19 protein-coding genes are annotated in these 25243 nt (G+C 51.3%); 12 read left to right on the top strand and 7 right to left on the bottom strand.

The features are described from left to right. Window positions 1-46 precede the first annotated feature (46 nt). Window positions 47-2725 carry an AAA family ATPase gene (locus ADH68_RS08500; RefSeq protein WP_068961184.1) on the bottom strand — a complete coding sequence of 893 codons (2679 nt, stop codon included), beginning with the start codon at window positions 2723-2725 and terminating at the stop codon, window positions 47-49. A gap of 681 nt (window positions 2726-3406) precedes the next feature. On the opposite strand from ADH68_RS08500, the gene ADH68_RS08505 reads away from it, so the two are divergent. From ADH68_RS08505 to ADH68_RS08535, 7 genes are all read left to right on the top strand, one after another. Beyond that, window positions 3407-4834: an MATE family efflux transporter gene (locus ADH68_RS08505; RefSeq protein ID WP_370015232.1), complete on the top strand. Its 1428-nt coding sequence runs from the start codon at window positions 3407-3409 to the stop codon at window positions 4832-4834. 13 nt (window positions 4835-4847) lie between these two features. Then, entirely contained in the window at window positions 4848-6428 is a 1581-nt protein-coding gene (locus ADH68_RS08510; protein ID WP_068961183.1) for an NAD(P)/FAD-dependent oxidoreductase, read from the top strand. An 18-nt stretch (window positions 6429-6446) separates the two neighbouring features. Next, entirely contained in the window at window positions 6447-8408 is a 1962-nt protein-coding gene (locus tag ADH68_RS08515) for a SpoIIE family protein phosphatase (RefSeq protein WP_068961182.1), read from the top strand. 159 nt (window positions 8409-8567) lie between these two features. After that, window positions 8568-8744: a histone H1 gene (locus ADH68_RS08520; protein ID WP_068961181.1), complete on the top strand. Its 177-nt coding sequence runs from the start codon at window positions 8568-8570 to the stop codon at window positions 8742-8744. Window positions 8745-9021: 277 nt separating this feature from the next. Next, window positions 9022-9801, top strand: a complete 780-nt coding sequence (locus ADH68_RS08525) for an alpha/beta fold hydrolase (RefSeq protein WP_068961180.1) — start codon at window positions 9022-9024, stop codon at window positions 9799-9801. Next, window positions 9798-11405 carry a UDP-N-acetylmuramoyl-tripeptide--D-alanyl-D-alanine ligase gene (locus tag ADH68_RS08530; RefSeq protein ID WP_084274072.1) on the top strand — a complete coding sequence of 536 codons (1608 nt, stop codon included), beginning with the start codon at window positions 9798-9800 and terminating at the stop codon, window positions 11403-11405. The genes ADH68_RS08525 and ADH68_RS08530 overlap by 4 nt, the downstream gene beginning before the upstream one ends. Window positions 11406-11416: 11 nt before the next feature. After that, entirely contained in the window at window positions 11417-12613 is a 1197-nt protein-coding gene (locus tag ADH68_RS08535) for a D-alanine--D-alanine ligase family protein (protein WP_068961179.1), read from the top strand. 43 nt (window positions 12614-12656) lie between these two features. Here ADH68_RS08535 and ADH68_RS08540 read toward each other — a convergent pair whose 3' ends face one another. Further along, complete coding sequence (locus tag ADH68_RS08540; protein WP_068961178.1) at window positions 12657-13808, bottom strand: hypothetical protein; 1152 nt, start codon at window positions 13806-13808, stop codon at window positions 12657-12659. Between the two features lie 83 nt (window positions 13809-13891). Between ADH68_RS08540 and ADH68_RS08545 the strand changes: the two genes are divergently transcribed. The 4 genes from ADH68_RS08545 (at window position 13892) to ADH68_RS08560 (ending at window position 19149) form a co-directional block, all read left to right on the top strand. Beyond that, window positions 13892-14875, top strand: coding sequence for a cation diffusion facilitator family transporter (locus ADH68_RS08545; protein WP_232321364.1), 984 nt, complete (start codon window positions 13892-13894; stop codon window positions 14873-14875). Between the two features lie 480 nt (window positions 14876-15355). Then, entirely contained in the window at window positions 15356-15949 is a 594-nt protein-coding gene (locus ADH68_RS08550) for an L-threonylcarbamoyladenylate synthase (RefSeq protein WP_232321362.1), read from the top strand. Window positions 15950-15954: 5 nt separating this feature from the next. Then, on the top strand, window positions 15955-17313 hold the full coding sequence (locus tag ADH68_RS08555; protein ID WP_068961176.1) for a sugar transferase: 1359 nt from the start codon (window positions 15955-15957) through the stop codon (window positions 17311-17313). A 30-nt stretch (window positions 17314-17343) separates the two neighbouring features. Next, window positions 17344-19149, top strand: coding sequence for a chloride channel protein (locus ADH68_RS08560; RefSeq protein WP_068961175.1), 1806 nt, complete (start codon window positions 17344-17346; stop codon window positions 19147-19149). Window positions 19150-19264: 115 nt separating this feature from the next. On the opposite strand, the gene ADH68_RS08565 is transcribed toward ADH68_RS08560, so the two are convergent. The 4 genes from ADH68_RS08565 to ADH68_RS08580 all read right to left on the bottom strand — a co-directional run bounded on the left by ADH68_RS08565 (window position 19265) and on the right by ADH68_RS08580 (window position 22296). Further along, window positions 19265-19690 carry a hypothetical protein gene (locus ADH68_RS08565; protein WP_068961174.1) on the bottom strand — a complete coding sequence of 142 codons (426 nt, stop codon included), beginning with the start codon at window positions 19688-19690 and terminating at the stop codon, window positions 19265-19267. A 95-nt stretch (window positions 19691-19785) separates the two neighbouring features. Further along, window positions 19786-21162, bottom strand: a complete 1377-nt coding sequence (locus ADH68_RS08570; RefSeq protein WP_068961173.1) for an MATE family efflux transporter — start codon at window positions 21160-21162, stop codon at window positions 19786-19788. 64 nt (window positions 21163-21226) lie between these two features. Then, a complete protein-coding gene (locus ADH68_RS08575; protein ID WP_068961172.1) occupies window positions 21227-21754 on the bottom strand; it encodes a low molecular weight protein-tyrosine-phosphatase in 528 nt (175 codons plus the stop codon). Between the two features lie 134 nt (window positions 21755-21888). After that, the gene (locus tag ADH68_RS08580) at window positions 21889-22296 is read right to left on the bottom strand and encodes a DUF4332 domain-containing protein (RefSeq protein WP_068961171.1); all 408 of its coding nucleotides are present in this window, start codon (window positions 22294-22296) and stop codon (window positions 21889-21891) included. An 80-nt stretch (window positions 22297-22376) separates the two neighbouring features. Here ADH68_RS08580 and ypfJ point away from each other — a divergent pair, with 80 nt between their 5' ends. After that, window positions 22377-23252 carry a KPN_02809 family neutral zinc metallopeptidase gene (gene ypfJ, locus ADH68_RS08585; RefSeq protein WP_068961170.1) on the top strand — a complete coding sequence of 292 codons (876 nt, stop codon included), beginning with the start codon at window positions 22377-22379 and terminating at the stop codon, window positions 23250-23252. A gap of 440 nt (window positions 23253-23692) precedes the next feature. Here the strand turns inward: ypfJ and ADH68_RS08590 are convergent, their stop codons facing one another. Next, window positions 23693-25093 carry an alanine/glycine:cation symporter family protein gene (locus ADH68_RS08590; RefSeq protein ID WP_068961169.1) on the bottom strand — a complete coding sequence of 467 codons (1401 nt, stop codon included), beginning with the start codon at window positions 25091-25093 and terminating at the stop codon, window positions 23693-23695. Window positions 25094-25243 lie beyond the last annotated feature (150 nt).

Genomic DNA, 25243 nt, shown 5'->3' on the forward strand with positions numbered 1-25243 from the left:
GGGATTGTCCCCCGGCAGCATGGCGTGTATAGGTCAGGAGTTGGTGTTAGTTGTTAACTTGGAAATAGTACTTGTTGGTAGAGGTGAATCCGCGGTAGTCGAGAGCGGAGTAAGCCACCTCGTAGATGAAGCCCGGAGTGAGGTCGCCGGTAGCCACGCGGAGGTTGCGGCCGTCGATTACTTCATTGAAGAGTGTACCCTTGTTGGCCTTGTCGAGAGCAGCCTTGGCAGCGGCGTCGCCATCCTGGGCGCTCTTGCCGGTAGCTACGTTGACGGCGTTGCAGATACCTACGAATTTCTTGAAGGCGGGAGATACGATTTCGAGGTTGTAGGTAGTGGGGTAGAACATGATAGCACCTGTGCCCTTGAACTTGCTGGGAGCGGTCTCGTTGGTAGAGAGGAGGCTTATACCACCCTGGCTGTTGCCGTAGAGCATGGTCACCTGCATGTAGTGGCTGGGGTTCTCCAGAAGGGCGTTGATGCGGTTGGCGATAGAGTTGTACTTGTTGATGAGGCTGTTCACCTTGTCGAAGTACTTGCCTGTCTCGCCCTCGATGTTGTTCTTGATCTGGTTCATGAGATCCTTCATGGTTTGGTTGATCTGGTCCTCAACATTGGTGAGCATACCGTTGATTTCGTCCTGAAGTTCCTTCATGATTCTCTCAAACTCTTTGGTAATATTTGCGCTTGAGTTTGACATGGCCGTATTGAAGTCTTCCTTCATCTTCTCGACAAAGTCATCAAGTAATACGTCACCGGTCAGTGTGATTTCGTTACCGTTACTGTCTTTACCGGTTACTGTCACCTCAAGTTTAGTATCGATATTGTCAAAATTGACGCCGGAGAGTGTAAAGTTGAATTCTTTATCCTCGAGATTGATAGGATCAATTTTAATCTTCTCGATTTCGGGGATGAGCTTGTCCCAGTCGATGCTGATTTCGTCGAGGATGGGGAGCTTACGGTTGAACTTCTTGCCTTCGAGCGACTTGTAAGAAAGGGGCTTGAAGGTAGTGGCTGCGATGTCGAGGCCCGAGCGTACGATGCCGGTTTCGGTAGCGTCAACCCAAGTAGAGGTAACGTCGTTCCACTTCGAGGTGTTGTACTGCCATTCAGCCCTCACTGCCATACGGGGAAGGATGCCGTTGAGCTGGTCGTATACAGCCTTCATGAGGCTTACGAGCGAGTTCTTGTCTCGGTTGTTGTAGAAGTCCTTGGCGGCTGATTTCAGGCCTTCCTCGATAGTGATGCGGCAGCCTTCGATATCAGCGGGGAGGAGGGTAGCCTCAGCCTCGTAGAGAGAGACGTCCTGAGTAGCACGACCGTGGTTGTAGCCGAATGTGAGCACCTTGTCGCTCTTCACGGGAGTGGCGAGGGTCATGCCTGTCTGCTGGTTCTGGCTGTTGACGAGGGTGAAGGTCTTTCCTGTCATGTCGGCGTTGCCGGGGTTGACGGTCATATAGAGAGTACCGGCGTTGCCCACATAGTTGTTTTCGTCGCCCTGAAGCACAACTCCGCTATACTGCTTGGGAGTAACGCCGAGCATCTGCATATCCTTAGTGGTGAGTATCTGCTCGCCGTCAAACTCATACATAGAGCCGTCGTAGGGGAACTGTACAGAACCCATGTCGCCGCAGTAAGTCATAAGCACGTTGGATGCCACGCCCACGGGAGCTGCGAATGTGCCGAATACGGGGTTCCATGTGCCTTCAGCCACGATGCTTGTAATCATGGCGTCGAGACGCTCGCCCACGAGGTTGTATTTTTCCTGAAGAGCCTTGATGGCCGTCTCGTTGGCTGCAACCTTACCGGCGATATCGGAGCGCCACTGAATCCAGTCGGCGAGGAGTTCGTTGAGATTCGCGAAGTCAGCTTTCATGTCGAGGGGACCTGCCACTTCGTTGTAGATTTTAACGAATTCGGCGAGGTCATCCTTCAGCGAATTCTTGAATGCCTCAAAGTCGGCCTGGGTGAGATATGTCTGGGCGGCATCATCTTTAGTCAGGAGAGTACTGGGGTCGAGGTTACCGTAATCCTGAAGGAGTTTATCAAGAGCCTGCTTGTTAAGGTCTACCCAATGTGCGGCAGTGAGTGCGTCGGCGATATCCTGGGGTGTCTGAGCCCATTCGGGATATGTGATTGAGCCGTCTTCGTTCACAGTGCAACCGAGCGACTCGAGAGCGGCTTTAAGCTGCGCCTTGATTGTGGAGTCATCGTATGATGTGCCGCCCTGGCCGAGACCTGCAGCTACGAGAGCCTGATATGTCTGCGAGGTTCTATCGGCAATAAGAGTGGCGATAGTCTGGTCGAGATTGGCTTCTTTAAGATATCCGTTGAGGTCGTCGGCAGTCAGATAACCTTGTTGACCTACCCAGGTTTTGATTTTGTTTTCCAAATCAGCAAGGTCGCATCCGCACTGTTCGATGTTAGCAATCTGCTGCTCAAGAGTCGTAACTCGCTGTTCGAGAGCTTCAAACTCAGTCTTTGTAACGTAGCCGTTGGCAATCTCTGTTCTGAGGTCGTTGATTGCTTTGTTCAGCTCTTGCTGCAACTGCTGTTTTGCAGCTTCGAGATCGCCCTGGAGCTGCTGGATAAGCTGCATCAGTCTAAAGTCTTCACGCTGCAATACGGCATACTGGTCATCGTCAGTGTCCTTGCAGGATGTGAAAGAGCCCATGGCGCCAGCCAAAGAGGCGCAGATGAGCATTCCGCTAATGATTTTCTTCATCTTGAAAGTGAATATTGATTTTGGTAAAATTTGGTCTGATATGTTAAATAAGTGAAGTGTATGTTTGCTGATTAGTATGTCAAGTGTTTCAAAATTTTGATAAGATTTATGTATGCATCCATTCATACGCAAGCCCTGCGCCCAGCTGCTTTGTGCTGGATATAAGCCCTCTGTCGACTGTAGACGCAAGCAATGAGCCGCATGATTTTAGCATGCTGTGATGAAAACTATTCGGCAAAATTAGGCAAAATTTGTTTAATGAACAAATATTTTGTTGAATAATACTCAGTGTACATAACACACCCGCTAATCAAATGTTCACTAAAAGTTTGATAAATAAATAAAATTTAGGTGAACCATATCGGCGATTTATATGTAACTTTGTATGGAATTACAATTTAGAGATTGTCTAATAATAAATGTTGCTGCCAGGATATATGAGACAAAAGGTAACTTTATACCTACTACAATCTCTTGCCTGCTTGTAATGCAAATACAAAAAGATATATCAAAGATATGAAACAAATTACCTCCCTTCGGCCATTCGCCGGCATATTTCCGCCCGCTCTTCGGTCGTTATGTAACCCCATAACTCCCTCATCACAAGCGAAAACCTGCCCTACGACTGACCGACCTGACGGTAATATTTATTATTAAACAAGCTCTTAGGGTTTCTTAGACATGGGCGACGAAAACAACAATAGCAAGATATCCTCACAGAGCGTGGCGAAGGGTGGCGACACACCGCTCACACTCGGCACCAAATCGATCAGCCAGCTGCTGGTACAGTACTCCGTGCCGGCAATCATAGCGAGCGTAGCGGTGTCGCTCTACAATATCATTGACAGCATATTCATCGGGCAGGGTGTAGGGCCCATGGCCATAGCCGGCCTGGCAATCACCTTCCCCCTTATGAACCTCGTGGTGGCCTTCTGTACGCTGATAGCGGTCGGGGGCGCTACCATCAGCTCGATATTCATCGGGCAGAAAAACGAGAGCCGCGCCACCGACTGTGTCAACAACGTGATGGTGCTCTGTCTGATACACTCCGTACTGTTCGGAGGTGTCACCCTGCTGTTTCTCGATCCTATACTGCTCTTTTTCGGCGCTACCCCCGAGACTATCGACTATGCGCGCGAGTTTATGCGCATCATCCTTTACGGCACCCCTGTCAGCTATGTGTTTATCGGGCTCAACAACCTGATGCGCGCCACCGGGTATCCCAAGAAGGCCATGGTGTCGGCCCTGCTGTCGGTGGCCGTCAATCTGGTGCTTGCCCCTACATTTATATTTGTGTTTGACTGGGGCATATCAGGAGCCGCCTGGGCCACGGTGTGCGGCCAGACAGCCTCGTTCATATGGGTGCTGTGCCACTTCATGTCGAAGAAAAGTTTCATCCATTTCCGTCGCGACAACCGGTGGTTCAACCCCTCGATCATACGCCGCATCTACTCGATAGGGCTGTCGCCCTTTCTGATGAGCGTATGCGCCTGCATAGTGGTGGTGTTTATCAACCGCGCCCTCCTCGACTACGGCGGCGGCAACTCCAACCTCGCCGTCGGCGCCTACGGTATCATCAACCGCACCACGATGTTTTTCGTGATGATAGTGTTCGGTGTGACCCAGGGTATGCAGCCCATACTCGGCTTCAACTACGGCGCCCACAAGTGGGACCGTGTGAAGCGCACATTATATATAGGTATATGGATTGGAGTCGGCATTACATTCGTGGGCTTCGCCGTGTGTGAGTCGTTTCCCGACGCCATCAGCCGGTTGTTCACCACCGACGAGACCCTCACCACGATAGCCCGCGAGGGATTCAGGGTATACTTCATATTCTACCCTGTGGTGGGCGCCCAGATAGTGATACAGAATTTCTTCCAGTCGATAGGCAAGCCCAAGATATCCATCTTCCTGTCGCTCACGCGCCAGCTGCTGTTTCTGATACCCTTCCTGATAGTACTGCCGCGCTATTATGGAGTCAAGGGTGTGTGGGCCTCGATGTGCGGCTCCGACTTGATAGCGTTTATCTTCGCGCTCGTCACCGTTATAGTGATGGTAAAGCGTCTTAACGTCAGATTCAAGGGTCTGAAGCCAATCGAACAATAACGAATTATAAGCTATGTACCTGGATATTGATATGCGTGTCGCGCCCGCTGTAGCCGGACAGCCCAACACGCTGCTGAAGGCCGAGGCGGCCAGGGAGGCCGGAGTGGACGCCGACAGGGTGAAGGCCTTGAAAATAGTGAGGCGCAGCATCGACGCCCGCCAGCGCAAGGTGGTGGTCAATGTGCGCGTGCGCCTCTATCTCGACACTCTCCCAGACTCTACCGCCATAGCCGAGCCGATAGTCTACCGTCCGGTAGGCCCTGACGCCCGGGAGGCCATAGTGGTGGGCGCCGGTCCGGCCGGTCTGTTTGCCGCTCTTCGTCTCATTGAGCTTGGCATAAGGCCTGTGGTGCTCGAACGCGGAAAGGATGTGGATGCACGGCGCCGCGATATGGCCCGCATAGCCCGCGAGGGGGTTGTCGACCCCGACTCCAACTATTGCTTCGGCGAGGGAGGAGCGGGCGCTTACTCCGACGGCAAACTGTACACCCGCAGCAAAAAGCGCGGCAGTGTCGACAAGATACTCACCGTGCTGTGGCAACATGGAGCGAGCGAGGATATACTCGTCGACGCCCATCCGCATATCGGCACCGACCGCCTCCCTGAGGTGATAAAGGCGATGCGCCACACCATAGAGAGATGTGGCGGACGGGTGCTTTTCGGCACACGCGTGGAACGTCTGCTGACTGATGGCGACACTGTGACCGGCGTAGCCACCGCCACGGGCGACATATACCGCGGTGCGGTAATCCTCGCCACGGGGCATTCGGCCCGCGATGTCTATGAGTCGCTTGCCGCCGCGGGCGTCGAGCTTGAGGCCAAGGGGCTCGCCATCGGTGTGCGCCTGGAGCATCCTCAGCAGTTTGTCGACCGACTGCAGTACCACTCCCCACAGGGGCGCGGGCGCTGGCTCCCCGCCGCCGAGTATTCGATGCTCACCCGTGTCGACGGGCGTGCGGTATACTCTTTTTGCATGTGTCCCGGTGGATTCATCATCCCTGCGGCGAGCGAGCCGGGCCAGCTTGTGGTCAACGGCATGTCGCCCTCGTCGCGCGGCACCCGCTGGGCCAACTCTGGTATGGTGGTAGAGATACTGCCTGAAGATGTGGCCGAGGAGGAGGGCGCTCCCTCCTCGCTGAAGATGATGCGCTACCAGCAGCGTATCGAGAAGGTATTTTTTGAGGAGGACGGCGGCTCGCAGAACGCTCCCGCCCAGCGTATGGCGGATTTCGTGGCCGGACGTCTGTCAGCCGACCTGCCGCCTACATCGTATGCCCCCGGCATACATGCGGCGCGTATCGACCGGTTGCTGCCCAAGGAGATAGCGGGGCGCCTGAGGAAGGGATTCGCCGAGTTCGGGCGCAAGCAGCCGGGTTTTCTTACCAACGAGGCAGTGCTGATAGGGTGTGAGACACGCACGTCGTCGCCGGTGCGTGTGCCCCGCGACCCCCAGAGCCTCGGCCATGTGCGTCTGCGCGGACTTTACCCCTGCGGCGAAGGCGCCGGATATGCCGGCGGTATAGTGTCGGCCGCCATCGACGGCGACCGTTGCGCCGACTCTCTCGCCGGGGATATTGAGCCGACGCACTCCTGATAATGTAAGGATTTTGCTATGAAACGAAAATTCAATCTTAGTTTCTCCACCCGCCTGTACCTATGGGCCACACTGCTGATTCTGATTACATTCAGCGGCATAGCCGCCATATTCCACACCTATAGTAGCCAACGCGAGGAAGAGGCCGGCGGCCGCTATGCCGGATTTATGCTCAACGAGATGGTATACAGCATAAACGAGCGTCTGCTTATGGTGGAGAATGTAGTGAAGCGCTATGAGCCTATAGTGGAAAAAACACTCTCTACCCCCGACAGTCTGATGGCGCTCGTGGAGGAATGGACATTGTCTGACTCGCTTGTAATCGGAGGGAGTATCTGCTTCGAGCCGTACTATTATTCCAAGAAGGGGGAATACTTCATGCCTTACGTCACCACGACGCTCGGCAACAAGCCGGTGAGTGTGTATCTCGGCGGCAAGGATTATGATTATTTCAAGATGGAATGGTACAAGTCGGCCAAAGAGGCGCGCCAAGGCATATGGTCGGAGCCGTACTATGACGACGGCGGCGGCGATGTGATGATGATAAGCTATGTGCTGCCACTTTTCAACAAATATGGCAATATGATAGGGGTGATGACGGCCGACATGTCGCTTGAGAAGCTTGTGAAGGATGTGGCCCATCTGCGTCCGTACCACGACAGCTTTTCGTTTGTGGTGAGTCGTCGCGGCACATTTATCGTGCATCCCCGTCGCAGCGTGATACTCAACCAGACGATATTCTCCTATGCCGACTCCCTCGACAGCGAGCCGATGAGACAGCTCGGACGCGACATGCTGAGCGGTCTGGCCGGATATGACCGCCGCACTCTGCGCGGCAAGGATATGCTTGTCAGCTACACTACCATCCCTCGCACGGGATGGGCGATAGCTACGTTCAGTCCCTATTCCGAGGTGGTAAATCATCTTGGTATGGTCACGGGCTACATGCTCGCCGTGCTTGTGGTGGGGCTCGTGGGGCTGCTGATAGTGCTGCGCTATGTGATAAAACGCAATACGCGGCCACTGGAGGACCTTACGAAAGTGGCCTACAAGATAGCCCGCGGCGACTTCTCGGCGCGTCTGCCGCGCGACACTCCCGACGGTAGCGTGCGCACTCTTGTCGATGCTTTCGCCCACATGCAGCAGTCGCTTGCCGACTATGTGGCGAGTCTGCGCCAGTCGACACTCGCCCAGGCACGCATACAGAGCGAGCTCGACATCGCCCACGCGATACAGAAGGAGACGATGCCGCGCACGTTTCCGACCTCGGCCGCCGGCGCGGGCATCGATGTGTTTGCGATGCTCAATCCGGTGAGTACAATCGGCGGCGATTTCTACGACTTCATGCTCGCCGATGGAAAGTTTTATTTCTGCATAGGCACTGTGTCGTGTGCCGGCACAGTTTCGACCTCGTTGCTCATGACTGTTGCCCGTTCGGTGTTCCGCTCGTCGATATCGGCCGCGCAGGGGCCTGAAATGACTATAAAAGCCATGAGCAATGTACTCCACGACAACCCTGAGTCGGATATGAGCATAACTGTATTTGTGGGGGCCCTTGACCTCTACAGCGGCGAGCTCACCTATGCCAATGCCTCGCACAACGCTCCGCTGCTGGTGCAGCCCGACGGCATGACCGAGTTTCTCCCCGGCTCGTCGTCACTGCCGCTGGGAGTTGATGTGCTCGAAGAGTGCGCCCAGGCGTCGCTCGTGCTGAAGCCCGGCTCGCGGATGGTGTTCTTTACCGACGGCATCATCACTGCCACCAATGCCGGTGGTGCCGCCTATACCGACTATACGCTGTATCATACCGTGACGATAATAATGGCCAACTATCCCAATCTATCGGCCAGGGATATGATAAATCGTATCGGACGTTCGGTGCGCGAGCATGTGGGCGACCAGGAGCAGCATCGCGACCAGGCTTTGCTGACATTTACCTACAAGGGGCTCGGGAAGAGCGCCCCGTCCCCCGACAGGTGAGACGTTTGGAGGGAAATGGAGCAGAATGCGACATAATTTTATGTTTTTTAACCACTTTGTAAATAATGCCATAGTAAAATGTTGCTTGTTAAGAAATCTTTTCTTAGTTTTGTGACAAGATATTATTAACCTTATTAAAAAGTTACACCAATTTTTAAAATGAAAACATTAGTAGAAAAGGCTGCCTCTCTCTACGAGGCTTTCAAGAAAGAGGCGGAATCACAGGTAGAGAATGGCAACAAGGCTGCCGGCGCACGTGCCCGCAAGGCATCTCTTGAGCTCGAAAAGCTCATGAAAGAGTTCCGCAAGGCTTCTCTCGAGGCTTCCAAGAAGTAATAATATTATATAGCAAGCCTGTCAGTCCAGGTTCTATCCGTGCTTTTCATTCCGGCGGCCTCCTGCCGGTATACCTTATTATGGCCCGGCCATACGCAATGGTCGGGCTTGCTTGTGCGGTAGTGGGAATATTCCGTAATTTGAAGGTAAAAGCGGAGTGTATTCCACATTGAAATGTTAACTTTGCACATAGAAACCACATGAAATTGATTTTGTCCCCTCCTTGGAACTTTGTGTAGGGATATTAAGGTATGTGACGGTTTCAGAAAGAGCAATTATGGAAAAGCATATCGAACATGATGGCGTGCGGGTGGTATATACCGTAGAGGGAGATGGGCCGTCGGTGGTGCTGATGCACGGCTGGGGCTGCGACACCACCACTCTTGCCTCAATAGAAAAGACCGCTTTGGCCTGTGGCAGAAAGGTGGTCAATATCGATTTTCCCGGACATGGCAAGTCGGGCGAGCCGACGCAGGTGTGGGGAGTCGAAGAGTATACGGCATGTCTGCGCACAGTGGTCGAGGCCGAGGGGCTGGAGCGCCCCGCTTTGCTGGGCCATTCTTTCGGAGGGCGTGTCGGCATACTTTATTCGTCGCGCTATCCGTCGGAGGTGGAGCGCCTGATTCTGGTCGATGCAGCGGGCATCAAGCCGCGCCGTACATGGAAATATTATTACAAGGTGTATACTTTCAAGGCTATGAAGCGTCTGCTCTATCTGCTGCACGGCAAAGTCGCCGCCGAGGATATACTGGCGGCAAGGCGCGCGAAGGCCGGGTCGGCCGATTATGCCAAGGCCACGCCGATGATGCGGGCCATATTGAGCCGTGTGGTAAACGAGGATCTGAAACACTGCATGCCGACTATCGCCTGTCCGACGCTACTCGTGTGGGGCGAGGATGATACGGCGACACCCATATCCGACGCCCGGTATATGGAACAGCATATACCTGACGCCGGTCTGGTGAGCTTTCCCGGAGCCGGACATTACAGCTTTCTTGATCGCCCGGCTCAGTTTGCCGCGGTGTTGCGCAGTTTCCTGACTTCAGGAGGTGAATGAAAAAAATAATCACTATGTGTATCAATGCATTGATAATAATATTTCTTGCGGTGGCCGGTATAGCCGGTGCGGCAAGTTTCCTGCTTGAACTGAAGCGCGACCTGATGATGATGCAGCAGAACAGCTACCGCAACGAGCGGTACATGCGCTGGCTGCGCTCTTCGGGCGATATGACCTCATGGCTACGTATGGCGGCTCTTGTGGTGTTTGTCATCATACAGTTGCCGTTTGTCGGGCTGGTGACGGCCTGCACGTGCGTGCTGCTGCTGTCAATGTACAATATCCTGCGGCTCACTACGGCTAAGTACAAAAAGCCGCTGGTGTGGACTCCACGTGCGCGACGTATCTACGGGGTAGCTGCCGGTGTGGCTCTCGCTACCTGTGTGGCCGCATGGTTTGTGTCGCGCAATCCGGTGTTCGTGGCCAGGTGGACGGTAGCGCTTTACGTGCTGAGCCATGTAATAATAATGGCCGCGGTATGGATGCTGAAGCCTGTGGAGGCGCGTATCAACAAGGGATATTACGACGATGCCGCCCGCATACTCCGCTCAATGCCCGGACTGAAGGTAATTGGCATAACAGGCAGTTATGGCAAGACCTCGACCAAGCATTATCTCAACCGTATACTCCAGGAGCAGTGGGATGTGCTCATGACCCCGGGGAGCTATAATACCACGATGGGTGTGATACGCACTGTGCGTGAGATGATGAAGCCTTATACCGAGATATTCATATGCGAGATGGGTGCCAAGAATATAGGCGACATCAAGGAGATATGTGATCTCGTGCATCCTGACATGGGCATAATCACAGCTGTGGGCGAGCAGCATCTCGAGTCGTTCAAGACAATCGAGAATGTGCAGCGCACCAAGTTTGAACTTGCCGATGCCATACCGGCCGGGGGCTTTGTGCTCGTGAACAATGACTTTCCGTATGCCGCGTCGCGCGAGGTGACCAATACCACAGCCCTGCGCTATGGCATAGAGGCCAAGGATGCGGATTACTACGCCACTGATATCGTATACGGCAAGGAGGGCACGCGATTTGTGGTACATACGCCCGAGGGCGCAGAGTATCCGTTTGAGACGCGACTGGTAGGCGAGTGCAATATATCCAATCTCATTCCTGCCATCGCCATCGCCTTGCGCCTTGGCATGCCTGTAGATAAGGTGCGGTTTGCCGTGAGCAGAGTGGAGCAGGTGGAGCACCGCCTCAATATGAAGCATACGCCCGGTGGCATTACCATTATCGACGATGCTTTCAACTCCAATCCCCACGGCTCGCGTATGGCTCTCGATGTGTTGCGTGCTATGGATAGCGGAAAGCGTATAGTGATTACTCCCGGCATGATAGAGCTCGGCGACCGCCAGCGGGAGGCCAACGAGGAGTTCGGGCGCAACATGGCACGCTCGGCCGATGTAGCGGTGGTAGTGGGCGCATACAACCGCGACGCTATCCTTGCCGGACTGCGTGACGGTGGCATGCCTGCCGACAGGATACATGCTGTAGACACTTTCGCACAGGCGCAGAATGTGCTATCCTCGATTGCGCGCAGTGGGGATACCGTGCTTTATGAAAACGATCTTCCAGATACATTCAAATAATATACAATATAATGAAAACCAACATAGGCGTGATATTCGGCGGACGAAGCACCGAACACGAAATCTCAGTGATATCGGCCTCGCAGGCCATGGCCGCAATCGACCGCGAAAAGTATGACGTGACACCGATATATATCACAAAGCAAGGGCACTGGTACACCGGCGCTCCGCTGTTTGACGTAAAGAACTACCGTCACATTCCGGAATTGCTGAAGCAGTGTACCGAGGTATACATGCGCCCCGTGTATGGCGATTACAATCTGTATCCGGCCAATCCGAAGGGATTCTTTTCGTCATCGGCCATGAAGCCTGTGGGCAAGCTCGATGTGGTGATTCCTGTGCTTCACGGAACCAATATGGAGGATGGTATTTTCGAGGGTGTGCTCCAGACCATAGGTATCCCTTATGCCGGATGCGACGTGCTTTCGTCGGCCAACGGCATGGACAAAATCACGATGAAGATGATACTTCGCGCCAATGATGTGCCTGTGGTGGATTATGTATGGTTTACCGACAAGCAGTGGCACACACGCCGCGACGCGCTTATCGAGCAGATTGAGGACACTCTGGGCTATCCGGTGATAATCAAGCCCGCCAACCTCGGCTCAAGCGTAGGTATCGGCTCAGCCCACGACCGCAATCAGCTGAAAGCACGCATAGATGATGCGGAGCGCTACTCGACACGCATAATCGTGGAGCATATGCTTGCCGACATGCAGGAAATCAATTGCTCGGTGCTCGGTGACTGCGACGACTACCGTACATCGGTGCTTGAGGAGCCTATCAAGAGCGGCGACTTCCTTACATATGAAAAGAAGTACATGGGCGGCGGAAAAGGCAGTGAGGGTATGCAATCGAGCCAGAAGCGTATTCCCGCCGAGTTGCCCGATGATGTGACCAAAGAGATACAGCATCTTGCCGGAGAAACGTTCCGCGTGCTTTCTTGCCACGGAGTAAGCCGTGTCGACGTGATGATCGACCGTACCGACGGACGGATTTATGTAAATGAAATCAATACCATTCCCGGTTCTCTGTCGTTCTATCTGTGGGAGGCTACCGGGCTCAGCTTTGACAAGTTGATGGACGAGCTTGTGAAGCTCGCTCTGCGGCGTAAGCGTGAGGAGGGTATGAAGACAGTGTCATACGACCAGAATATATTCAATCTTACCGGTGGAGCCAAAGGCGGCCTGAAAGGAGCCAAGGCGTAATCGCATGTAGACTTGCATGCATGTCGGTGCGCGTCACCCCGTGTCAGCGTTTTCTTTCGGTTACGGATATTTTGAAGTCAAACGCTCCTCCGGGAGGTGTAAGCATTAGTTCTCCGGCAATAAGTCGCCCGTCGACGATTGTCGGAGAATTGTTTTTCTCCCGTGGAGAATGTGGCTCGACCGAGTATACGGCCTCGGTGTCCGGCGCAAGTATGCGTTCGGCCAGAAAGTGGGCCACAACGCCCATTGTCATGCGTAGATTGACCTCTATGCATGGTGCTATCATGCCGTCGCGGTCGAGCAGCATGTCTACTCCCAGCCATCCTGTGTAGTCGCGGCCTATGATTTCCGATAGAGCATTTGCAACGCAGTGGCGTATGGCGATAAGGGTCTTGCGGTCGGCTCCGGCGCTTACGAGGCGGTGTTCTATTGTGGCGTCATCGCAGAGCAGGTTTCCGCTATAGCTTGAGTGTGAGTTGAAGAAAAGGGAATATCCTTTCCACTGCGCTTTTCCGTCGGCGATGTGGTAGAGCATGGCGAAGTCCTGTATGCCGTTGAGAGCCTGTTCGACCATCACGCTCCCCTGACGGCGTATCATGCCGCCGATGCGTTGGAGGACTTTCTCCGAGATAGTGTCGAACCGTACTACTCCGCGCCCGCTGCTCGACCATGGCGATTTGATGTAGAATCCGTTAGGCGAAGATGCGACGGCGAGTTGCACTTCTTCAACTGTCGTTGCCTCGGTAGGTAGGAGGGGTAGGGGAATGGTGGAGTTCTGTTTCAGATATTCCATAACCATTAATGACGTACAGCGGTGACTCAGCATGCGCATCCTTTCAAGTTGCGCGATTGACGGGCATTCCGCTCCGGCGCGGCTCAGACGGCGGGCCGCATCGCCCGACCATCCCCAGGGGGCTCCCGGTTTTCCGGTATCGGTCGCAGATACGATTGACACATGCGACAGGAATGGGAATAATGCCGACATTTCATCGAGCCATTTCCTGCTGTACAGGCTGTCGTCGTCATGCACGATGACAGCATCGCCCGGCGACGACCACCACACGGGGAGCATGGCTCCCGCGCGCCGGAGTGCCTCGACATTGGGGCTGAGGGTATGGGCCGATGCGATGGTGCGCTCTGCCGGCCATTGCAGCATGATGTCGTTTTCTGGGTTGAACAGTCTGATATATGGCATATGTGTATTATTTGGGCGCAAATTTACGATGATTTGGGCTGTTGTCGAAAAGAAAAGCTATTTTTGCAGTCTGACTGTTATATATGATGCCCGACCATGTACATATAAACGGAGATTATCACGATTCCAAGCCGCCGCAGATTGGTGACGAGGGATTGCGTGTGGCCCGTCATGTCACATGGGTGGGGTTTGTATGGAACGCCCTGCTCGGTACAGCCAAGGTAGTTGGTGGCATAGTCGGCAATTCAGGTGCAGTTGTGGCCGACGGCATACATTCGTTTTCCGACTTTATTACTGACGTGATTGTGCTCGTGATGGTGACTATAAGCCATCGCAAGGCCAACAGCCGCTATGAGTACGGCCATGGCAAGTATGAAACATTTGCATCGATGCTGATAGCGGTGCTGCTCGTAATCGTAGGCATTGGCATACTCGTCGACGGGATTCACAAAGTGATTCTTACTGTGCATGGCGAGGAACTTCCCCGGCCCGGCATGATTGCTCTTGTCATGTGTGTGGCCTCAATCGTTGTAAAGGAGTGGCTCTACCATTATACGCGTCGTGCGGGAGAGCGGATACACTCCGGAGCTCTTGTGGCCAATGCATGGCATCACCGCAGCGACAGTTTTTCATCTGTAGCCACGGTTGCGGGGGTAGCCGGGGCGATGTGGCTCGGCTCTCAGTTCAGGGTGCTCGATCCCATAGCCGCTATGGTAGTGTCGGTATTCATAATAATAGTGGGGATAAAGATGGCCATACCCGCAGTGCGTGAACTGCTTGAAGAAGCTCTTCCTGCCGACATGCTTAGCGGTATACGTAAGGTAATTGCTGCAACCCCCGGAGTGGACACATATCATCATCTGCGTACACGCCGCAATGGTTCGACCATAATAATTGATGTACACTTAAAGGTCAATCCCATGCTTACGGTAAGCCGGGCGCATGCTATTGCCACGGATGTAGAGCGGAAGTTGTGTGAAACGTTTGGTCCGTCTACTATAGTTACAAGCCATATCGAACCTTACCGCGGCGAACGCATCCTTCCCGATGGCTCCTGTGCCGACTGACGTGTATTGCAGGCCACAAATCATACATTCAGTTATTATACAGAAGTGTATGTAAAAAATATTTCGATAATATTTGCATGTTTTAAGTATTTTGTATAAATTGGCAAAATCATTATCACTGTTGCCATGAATAAATACTATGGTATATTGCCACTGATTATAGCCGTATCTTTATCCCTTTTTATGTCCGAGGTAGGTATTGACCACGACCCGATATGGGACAAAATCCGTGAACGCATCGGATAACAGACACCACAATACCCCCTCTGTCAATGAATGCTAAAGCGACATATTGCCTACAGCTTGCCATAGTGCTCTTGATGAGGTTTTGGGGATGGGATATGATTTTTAGGGACGCTAAATTTCGTGGATTAAGATTCATTGATTAATTTTGTTGTGTGGCTAAGCGTAATTAAGTCATAATGATTTTTATGACTTACCAAGTTATGCAAGTCATTCTTAAATTCATATTAACAACGTATGGATAAAAGTTGCGATTCCTATATGTATGGTGTTGATATCGTGCGTGCCTGCGAGGTATTGCGCAGGGGCGGCATTATATTATATCCGACCGATACGGTGTGGGGCATCGGGTGTGACGCAGCAGACAGCACTGCTGTAAGACGCATATATGAGATAAAGCGCCGGGTCGACAGCAAGGCTCTGATACTCCTCGTCGCAGATGGCGACATGATGCGTGCGCATGCTGCTCCGCTGCCCGACGTGGTATCGCAGATGATTGCCAATCCCGATGAGCGGCCGACCACTATGGTGATTGACGGTGGCAGAGACCTGGCCCCGGAGGTGCTTGCCGCTGACGGTAGCGTAGGTATGCGCATACCGCGCGAGGAGTTTGTCAGCGCTCTGTGCCGTGAGTTCGGACGTCCGCTTGTGTCCACGTCAGCCAATGTCAGTGGAGAGCCTGCAGCGGCAAATTTTTCTGATATATCATCTTCGATAATCAAAGCGGTAGACTATGTATGCACATCGCGTCGCGACGAAGTTTCAGAGAGTTCACCCTCGAGAGTGATAAAAATCGATTGTAACGGTCAAATTACAGTATTGCGCCCGTGACGCAGATGCAACGTCATAGACTGATATATATAACTGTCGATTTTCTTACGACGGGTGTTGCTGTATTGCTTTACAATACATTGCGCTATTATATTGATAGTGGAGTAAGGCACGGATCCTTGTGCGAGTTTTTGTGTGATTCCAGCGTTGTACTTGAGCAGGCATTGTTCCCGATTCTTATGATAGGGATATATTGGCTGTCGGGCTACTACAATAATGTGTTTCTGAAGTCGCGTTCCCAGGAGTTAGGTTGCACCATTCTGTCCACTCTTGCCGGCACCTGCGTCTTTTTTGCATTGGCTCTGATAAACAATGTTGAGCACCGGCGCATGATAATTTATCTCAACACCGCATATCTGTGGGGGCTGCTTTTTGTCATTGTCTACGCCGGTCGCTCGATTATAACGGCATATGTGCGTCGCGAGGTCTATTCCGGGAAATGGATGCGCAACACAATGATTGTCGGCGATGGCGATGCCGCCGAGGTTATGGCATCGCGCTTGCGCGATGAGAGCCAATGGAGCGGGATGCGCATACTCGGCTGTCTTTCGGCAGATGATGACTTCATGCATCAAGTGGAGGTACGCAGACTTGACTGCCTTGTGGTTATGCCTCACGACGGAGATGCCACCGTAGCTATGGATATAATATGCCGCATACTGCCTCTTGGTATAGATGTGCTCACACCGCCGGATCTTTATCGTATGCTCACGTCTCAGATGCGTATCGACAAGATTGCCGGCGAGCCGTTGGTCAACATTGGACATGCCAGGGCCTCGGAGTCGTCATTGAATGTGAAACGCCTGTGTGATATCGTATTCGGCACTTTGGGGCTTGTGATTTCCGCGCCTATAATTCTTGTCCTCGGACTGGCTATACGTCGCGACTCGCCCGGACCGGCGATATTCTCTCAGGAGCGTATAGGAAAAAACAAGAAACCATTCACGATATACAAGCTAAGGTCGATGAGAGCCAATGCCGAGATTAACGGGCCGGAACTTAGCGCTCCCGATGACTCTCGTGTGACCCGTATCGGACATTTCATACGTAAATATCGTATCGACGAGCTGCCTCAGTTCTGGAATGTAGTGCGTGGCGACATGTCGCTCGTCGGTCCACGTCCGGAACGTGCATATTATGTTGAGAAAATCATGGAGCGTGCGCCCTATTATACATTGCTTCAGCAGGTGCGTCCCGGCCTTACTTCGCTTGGTATGGTCAAGTACGGATATGCCGGCGATATAGATGCGATGTTGCAACGTCTGCGCTATGACCTGATGTATCTTGAGAACATTTCGTTCTCCACCGACTTTAAAATAATGATATATACCATACGCACGGTCATTACCGGGAAGGGTGTATGATATATACAGTAAATATAATTGTAACTACACATGAATCCAGTATTACATAACATATCGACCACAGGCAACGCATGGTTTTACCGTCTGCTCATGTGGCGCGAGAAGCATATAAAGGAAAAAAATTTCGTGCTTTTCCTTGCGCTGATAGTAGGTATCGTATGCGGCTTTGCAGCTCTGGCTTTCAAATGGCTGATACATTATATATCATCATCGCTTCTGCTCAATATCGATATTACCGGGGGCAACTATCTATATCTCGTATATCCTCTTATCGGCATTCTGATAGTGAGTTGCTATGTGCGATATGTGGTGCGCGACGACATATCGCATGGTGTCACCAAAGTGCTTTTTGCCATATCGCAGAATAAAAGCCGACTGAAGCCCCACAACTGTTATACATCGGTTGTGGCTGCATCGATTACTATCGGTTTCGGCGGTTCGGTAGGGTCGGAGGGACCGATTGTATATACCGGGTCGGCCATAGGCTCTACACTCGGACAGATGTTCAGACTATCGCCGCGACTTCTGATGATTCTGGTAGGATGCGGTGCCGCAGCCGGTGTTGCGGGAATCTTCAAGGCGCCTTTGTCGGGCGCACTGTTTACACTGGAGGTACTGATGCTTGATCTTACCACCGTTTCGGTAATGCCCCTTCTTATCTCGTCGGTGTCGGCAGCCTCTGTGGCATATATATTTACCGGCTACGATGTGCAGTTCTTTTTTACCCAGAGTGAGAACTTCCTTACAGTGCGCATACCGTTTGCCATACTTCTTGGTATAGTCTGTGGCTTTGCGTCGCTATACTTTATTCGTGTCATGGCCATGATGGAGGGATTCTACGGGAAAATCAAGAATCCCTGGATGCGTGCGGCTATCGGAGGCAGTATCCTTGCGGTACTTATCTTCATTTTCCCTCCGCTGTATGGCGAGGGATACGATGTGATTACATCGATGATCAACGGTGACACGGCATCAGTGGCCGACGGCTCGATATTTTATGCCGACCGCAATGTAGTGTGGATTATCGGACTCTATATTGCGGGTCTTTGTTTGGCAAAGGCGTTTGCCACATCGTCGACCAACGGTGCCGGCGGAGTAGGCGGTACATTTGCTCCGTCGCTCTACATGGGATGCATGACAGGCTTTTTCTTCGCGTACTTTTTAAATCACATCGGACTTGGATTTGACCTTTCGGTCAAAAATTTCGCTCTTATGGGCATGGCCGGAGTGATGTCGGGTGTAATGCATGCGCCACTTATGGCGATATTCCTTACTGCCGAGCTTACCGGAGGCTACGATCTATTCTTGCCATTGCTGATTGTGAGTACGATATCCTACGGTACAATAAAAATTTTCGAGCCATACAGCATTTATGCCATACGTCTGGCCAAGCGTGGCGAGCTCCTTACCCACCATAAGGATAAGTCGGTGCTCCGTCTGCTTAAAGTCAACAATGTAATTGAGAATGATTTCAAACCTGTAAGCCCGGAGATGAATCTCAAGCAGATGGTCGATGTAATATCGCAGTCATCGCGCAATCTTTTCCCGGTGCTTGATGGGGAGGGGCGGCTTATGGGCATCGTGTTGCTCGACGATATACGCAATATCATGTTCCGTCCCGATCTTTATAAGAAAATGTATGTCAGCAAGTTTATGACTACTCCTCCAGCTACGATACAGGTTGGTGACACAATGGAGAGCGTAATGAAGACATTCGACCGCACGTCGGCATGGAATCTACCTGTTGTAGAGGATGGTAAATACATTGGCTTTGTGTCTAAATCAAAGATATTCAATTCATACCGGCGTGTGCTGCGCCACTACAGCGAGGATTAGAAGATAGATAGAAAGCATAATATAGTAAGAAAAAATGCACATTATGCGCGTTTGTCAAGGCGCATAATGTGCATTTTATTACAAAACGAATAGAATGTTTACATTGAGGGTATAATCAGTTGTCGAGTTTGTCTGCCAGATTTTCGGCTCCTGCAGCACCCTTGTGGAGAATATCGGCGGCAAATCCTTTTACTTTATCAAGGATGTCGGATCCCTTTTCCTTGATATCGCCGAGTTTGTCGGCAGCGGCGTCCTTGATATCACCGAGTTTGTCGGCAGTGGCATCCTTGATATCGCCGAGTTTGTCGGCAGCAGCGTCCTTGATATCGCCGAGTTTGTCGGCAGCAGCATCCTTGATATCGCCGAGTTTGTCAGCAGCAGCGTCCTTGATATCACCGAGTTTGTCAGCAGCGGACTCCTTTGCAGCCGATGCTGCATCTGTTACTGCTGTCTTTGCTTCGCATGCGCTTTCGCGTGCCTCAGCCATACTTACGGCTGCAGCGGCCTGTGCGTCGGCCAGTTTTTTGTCGGTAGTGTTCATATAGATACGTTTTTAGAGTGATATGAAACCGGCGGAGGAGCAGTAAATAGGAGTGCCGGTATCGACAATAAAAACGTATGACACACAATCTTTGTTTATTCCATTGGCTTAAGCGCATGTTGGCGGTTCATGCGTCGCAGTTGCCATATTACCATTACTAGAGTCACTACCGTTGCAAAGGCATCGGATGTAGGAAACGAAGCCCATACACCGTCGAGGCCCATAGTCTTGGGAAGTGTTATCAACAGCGGTATCAGGAATATTACCTGTCTGATGAGACTAAGAAATATAGATTTGCCGGCCATGCCGATAGACTGGAACAGCGTAGTCGATACAATCTGAAATCCAACAGCCCAAAATGCCAGCATTGATATCTCAAGACTGTTTACAGTGACAGATATAAGCTCGGGATTGTCGGTAAATGCAAGTGCAATCCACTTAGGGGTGAAGAGACCGAATATACATCCGGCAGTAGTTACGGCCGTGGCAATCGTTACCGAGAGCCAGAATGCGCGTTTCATTCGGTCGATATGGCCCGCACCATAGTTGTAGCCGAGAATGGGCTGTACGCCTTGACACAGCCCCACGACTACCATGCACAGAAGCGAGGTAAATGTAGAAAATATGCCTGCGGCACCTACGGCGAGGTCTCCTCCGAGATCTACAAGAGTGCGGTTTATCAGTATGTTTATTGCACATGATGCCGCGTTGATGATACTCGGTGCAGCGCCGATGCCAATTATGCCAATTATGATGCGCCATTTCAGACGGTATATTCCGCGGCGGAAATGTACTGTCGATTTCTTATTAAAGAAGTGGGCGAGCACGAATATCATGCCTACAGTCATTGATATGTCTGTGGCAATTGCCGCCCCCTTGATACCCATGTCGAGCACAAAGATGAATATGGGAGCGAGCACTACATTGCATCCTGCGCCGATAAACATGGTTATCATTGCCTGTTTAGGATATCCGGTAGCCCTCATTACATTGTTGAGCGAGTACATGACGTTCATTATCAGCATTCCCGGAAGCAAGTATGCCATAAAGTCATGGGCATAGGGCAGAGTGATATCCGAGGCGCCGAACAGCCTTAATATGTCATCCAGAAATATGGCAAAAAATGTGAGGTAGACAATTGCGTTTACGAGTATGAGCACAGTAGAGTTGCCCAACACCTCCTCGGCACCGCGCCTGTCGCGCTGGCCAAGCATTATTGACACTCTTGCCGCGGCACCGGCTCCTATGAGCACGCCTATTGCAGCGCTGATGTTCATTACCGGGAATGTGATGGCTAATCCGGCAATAGCCTCAGCGCCCACGCCGCGGCCTATGAATATTCGGTCGATTACATTGTACAGCGACATAACCACCATACCCACGATTGCGGGCATGCTGTATTCCCATAGCAGACGTCCGATAGGGCGGGTCGATAAATCGGATATGGATTTTTGTTCCTGACTGTCGGTCATGCGTGATGTTTGGTAAGCAAGATACTGTGTGTTTGATGAGGAAAGGCCGGCTACATAATGGGTGTCAATGTTCCGATGGCGCGAGCTGTCGGAACATATTGCGGCAACCGTCTTCAAGCAGATCGAGCACGAGCTCGAAACCTTCCGAGCCTTCGTAATAAGGGTCGGGAACGTGATCGTAGCGTGTGGCCATGCCGACGAATGAAATCATAGGGATTATTTTTTCGATGTCTTCGGTTGTGCGTGCCATATCGCGCAGATTGCGCTCGTTTGAACTGTCCATTGGCACTATGATATCGAAATCATCGAAGTCGGACGGGGAGAAACGGCGGGCACGGTGTGTGAGTTCATATCCGCGACGGCGTGCGTGTATGCGCATGCGTTGGTCGGGCAGTTGTCCGGCATGTCCGCCGTAGGTACCGGCAGAGTCAATTACCCAGTCGTTATCTGCTCCGTTTTCTTCTACAATAGAACGCAACACACCCTCGCCGGCAGGCGACCGGCATATATTGCCGAGGCATACAAACAATACTTTTACAGGACGTATGCCGTCTATGCGGCTGCGGAGTTTATCAAGTTTTGACTGGTTCATCGTTTATCTGAATTACTATACAAAGGTACTAATTTTTCTTTAAACAGACGTAAATGCAAGATAAAGCCGTGTACCCGGTAATTATTGGATACACGGCTAATATCTAATCGGTTATAACCGATGCATTATGTGCGTCAGTAGCTTACAATCGGCTCAAGTTCTTTAGCGTGGTCAATCATGCGCTGTATCTCGGTCACAGATGGCACGCGGTTGCATAGATTCTTCTCATCGTTGATAGCCACAAGTTTGGGCGCGAGATTATCGGCCACACGATGGCGCAGTTCCTTTACCGTATCCACTCCTGCGGCTTCAAGCAGTTCGGCAAACTGGCCGGCGACACCTTTTATACGGAACAAATCGGCGTGGTTGGTCCATTTAAGTATCAGTTTACCACTGATGCCTGTTGCCTCAGCCACTTTCTCACGTCCGCTTCGGGTGGCACATTTTTCGAGCAAATCATCCGTGGTGTTGATACCGGCTTCCCTTAGTTTGGCGGCATAAGATTCGCCTATGCCTTCCACCTGTTCAATCTTGTATGCCATGATTATAAAATTTATTAGTGTAATAATAAAACAAACTGGCATTATATTCAGTTTAAAAAAGAAAGGTATAATCATACATTATGAGACTTGACGGACGACGGCAGAGCAGCAATATCAGCGACAGACGCGGACGCTCTACAGGACGTACCCTCGGCATCGGGGGAGGTATAGTGGGTGCTATCATAGTTGCCATAATCACCCTTATGCGTGGCGGTGGTATCGGCGATATAGTTTCCAATGTCGTAAATCAGGGGCAGGGGTCGTACTCTTACGCCAGTCAGGAATATACGCCCGATGCCGAGGACCAGCGGCTTGCCGAGCTTGCCTCGAAAGTACTTGCCGGCACTGAAGATGTATGGACCGAGGAATTCCGCCGACAGGGGTGGGGCGAATATGTGTGTCCCAAGATGGTGTTGTATTCAGGTTCGATACAGTCGGGATGTGGTAATGCCACTTCCCAGGTAGGCCCGTTCTATTGTTCGGCTGACCAGACGGTATATATAGATCTCGATTTTTTCAAGCAGATGGAGCAGTCGATAGGAGCAAGCGGTGATTTCGCCTATGCTTATGTGATTGCCCATGAAGTAGGCCACCACGTGCAGTATCTGCTCGGCACCCTTGACGAGGCTCATTCTGCGATGTCGCGTCTTCCCGAGAGTGAGGCTAATAAAATCAGCGTCCGCCTTGAGCTACAGGCCGATTATTACGCCGGAGTGTGGGGTAATCTTGATAACAAAATGTTTTCTTCTATCGAGGAGGGTGATGTCGAGAATGCCATCAATGCAGCCTCAAAAATCGGTGATGACTATCTGCAGCGCAAGGCCTATGGCTATGAGCAGCCCGAAAGTTTCAACCACGGGCGGTCATCGCAGCGTGTGCGATGGCTTTCCGGTGGTATCTCCTCCGGCGATCCGCTGCGGGGCGACACTTTCTCTCCATCATATGACTATCTGTGACCTAAGGTAACTACTCAGCTATCTAAATCTATATAAATACCTGATAATCAATAGAGAGAATCTTGACTCTCCGCTTCATCCCAATGAAAATCGAGCGTTTATGCAAGTTTCTCATTTTGCACTGAGCTAATAATAATCTCGAATATATCAGCCTTTGATTTCGTATTGAAAATTTTCGGAAATTTTTCTAAAATAAAGTTGCACTGTCTAAGTGTCAAATCTGTGGTATATCCCAATCTAATCCAACAAGTTATAAATTGGGGTGAAATTAATTGTGTGCTGATGTATAAATTACCTTATCATCGCATCTCTCCGGCGCTTTTTGCCTTGTTCTTCAGTCACGTAGCTACGGCTACGCTCCTTCATCACAAGACAAAAATCACTCAGAGATATGCGACCCCAGCGTTAAGAAATATTGGGGAACGGGGTCTTAGAATGTGTTACCAGCATTCGGTCTGGTCGGCAATCTCGCGTATGGTCTCCTTGCGGTATACGGGGTCTTTCCCCTGGCGGAGTTGACTGAGATAGTCATCAAGGCATAGGCGTGCATACCGTCCGAGCACAAGTATGGCGGCTATGTTGCACAATGTCATTAGTCCCATGGTTATGTCGGCCAGCGTCCACACTATGTCGAGCGATACCACAGAGCCTACCATCACCAATGCCGCGCTTGAAATGCGTAATATGTAGCGACAATGCCGGCTACGGTGTATGAAATCAAGGTTGTTTTCGCCGTAATAATAATTTGCGATTATGCTTGTAAATCCGAAGAGCATTATGGCTATTGCAACAAAAACGGTAGCGGCTATTCCTACCTCTTCGGAAAGGGCGGCCTGGGTAAGCTCTATACCGGTAAGGCCGCTATCAAACATCCCGCTGCAAAGTATTATGAAAGCTGTGGCTGTGCATACAATCAGCGTGTCGACATATACGCCAAGAGTCTGTATCAGCCCTTGCTTTACAGGATGGCTTATAGTAGCTGTGGCGGCGGCATTCGGAGTAGAACCCTCGCCTGCTTCATTGCTGAAAAGTCCGCGTTTCACACCCATTATCATTGCCATTCCGAGAGAACCTCCGACAGCCTGATTGATGCCGAATGCATTTTCAAAAATCATTTTCATCACATGGGGGAAGTATTCGATGCGCACTACTATTACATAAAGCGCGAGAGCGATGTAAAGCAGAGCCATTGCCGGTACCACTATTTCGTTGATACGAGCTATGCGCTGTATGCCTCCGCAGATAACCAAAAGGGTGAGTGCGGTAAGCACGATGCCTATCCACATACGGCTCCACCCGAAACTGCCGTGTAGGGCTATTGCAATGGTGTTGCTTTGTACTGAGCTGAATGCAAATGCAAAAGTGATTGTAATCAGTATCGCAAATGTTGTAGCCCACCACCGTCGCCCTGTGCCTTTCTGTATGTAATACGCAGGGCCGCCGCAGAATGAGTTTTTCCCTTTCACCTTGAACAGCTGGGCAAGTGTTGACTCAACAAAGGCGTTGGCAGAACTTAACAGTGCTACAACCCACATCCAGAACACTGCTCCTGGGCCACCTACAGCGATGGCTATGCCTACTCCGGCTATATTGCCTGTGCCTACACGGCTTGCCAGAGATACAGCGAATGCCTGAAACGAACTGATGCGCCGGTGTCCGATAGGCGCCGACTCCGAGTGTTGTCGGTTTGTACCTGAGTTCAAAAGCAGTCTTACCATCTCTCCGGATAGGCGAAACTGTACACCTTTAAGTCGTATGGTAAAATACAATCCCGCACCAAGCAGGATTGCTATCAGCAGATAGCTCCAGAGAATATCATTGATTGTATTGATTATATCCATTTTAGAAGTGAACCGGTATTTACAGTTAGAGATATCTATGTAACGTAATGTTATGCAACGAATAGTATATTGGTTCTCTATTTATTAATAATATATAGGAATATTTTCTAAAAAATAAGTGAAAAACGAATTTTAATCGATATATTTGCG

The sequence above is a fragment of the Muribaculum intestinale genome (assembly GCF_002201515.1).
GTDB classification, from domain to species: Bacteria; Bacteroidota; Bacteroidia; order Bacteroidales; family Muribaculaceae; genus Muribaculum; species Muribaculum intestinale.

Excerpts from the sequence above, each read along its gene's own strand:
- ADH68_RS08500 (WP_068961184.1), bottom strand. The coding sequence starts at position 2,725 with ATGAAGAAAATCATTAGCGGAATGCTCATCTGCGCCTCTTTGGCTGGC.
- ADH68_RS08505 (WP_370015232.1), top strand. The coding sequence starts at position 3,407 with ATGGGCGACGAAAACAACAATAGCAAGATATCCTCACAGAGCGTGGCG.
- ADH68_RS08510 (WP_068961183.1), top strand. The coding sequence starts at position 4,848 with ATGTACCTGGATATTGATATGCGTGTCGCGCCCGCTGTAGCCGGACAG.
- ADH68_RS08515 (WP_068961182.1), top strand. The coding sequence starts at position 6,447 with ATGAAACGAAAATTCAATCTTAGTTTCTCCACCCGCCTGTACCTATGG.
- ADH68_RS08520 (WP_068961181.1), top strand. The coding sequence starts at position 8,568 with ATGAAAACATTAGTAGAAAAGGCTGCCTCTCTCTACGAGGCTTTCAAG.
- ADH68_RS08525 (WP_068961180.1), top strand. The coding sequence starts at position 9,022 with ATGGAAAAGCATATCGAACATGATGGCGTGCGGGTGGTATATACCGTA.
- ADH68_RS08530 (WP_084274072.1), top strand. The coding sequence starts at position 9,798 with ATGAAAAAAATAATCACTATGTGTATCAATGCATTGATAATAATATTT.
- ADH68_RS08535 (WP_068961179.1), top strand. The coding sequence starts at position 11,417 with ATGAAAACCAACATAGGCGTGATATTCGGCGGACGAAGCACCGAACAC.
- ADH68_RS08540 (WP_068961178.1), bottom strand. The coding sequence starts at position 13,808 with ATGCCATATATCAGACTGTTCAACCCAGAAAACGACATCATGCTGCAA.
- ADH68_RS08545 (WP_232321364.1), top strand. The coding sequence starts at position 13,892 with ATGATGCCCGACCATGTACATATAAACGGAGATTATCACGATTCCAAG.
- ADH68_RS08550 (WP_232321362.1), top strand. The coding sequence starts at position 15,356 with ATGGATAAAAGTTGCGATTCCTATATGTATGGTGTTGATATCGTGCGT.
- ADH68_RS08555 (WP_068961176.1), top strand. The coding sequence starts at position 15,955 with ATGCAACGTCATAGACTGATATATATAACTGTCGATTTTCTTACGACG.
- ADH68_RS08560 (WP_068961175.1), top strand. The coding sequence starts at position 17,344 with ATGAATCCAGTATTACATAACATATCGACCACAGGCAACGCATGGTTT.
- ADH68_RS08565 (WP_068961174.1), bottom strand. The coding sequence starts at position 19,690 with ATGAACACTACCGACAAAAAACTGGCCGACGCACAGGCCGCTGCAGCC.
- ADH68_RS08570 (WP_068961173.1), bottom strand. The coding sequence starts at position 21,162 with ATGACCGACAGTCAGGAACAAAAATCCATATCCGATTTATCGACCCGC.
- ADH68_RS08575 (WP_068961172.1), bottom strand. The coding sequence starts at position 21,754 with ATGAACCAGTCAAAACTTGATAAACTCCGCAGCCGCATAGACGGCATA.
- ADH68_RS08580 (WP_068961171.1), bottom strand. The coding sequence starts at position 22,296 with ATGGCATACAAGATTGAACAGGTGGAAGGCATAGGCGAATCTTATGCC.
- ypfJ (WP_068961170.1), top strand. The coding sequence starts at position 22,377 with ATGAGACTTGACGGACGACGGCAGAGCAGCAATATCAGCGACAGACGC.
- ADH68_RS08590 (WP_068961169.1), bottom strand. The coding sequence starts at position 25,093 with ATGGATATAATCAATACAATCAATGATATTCTCTGGAGCTATCTGCTG.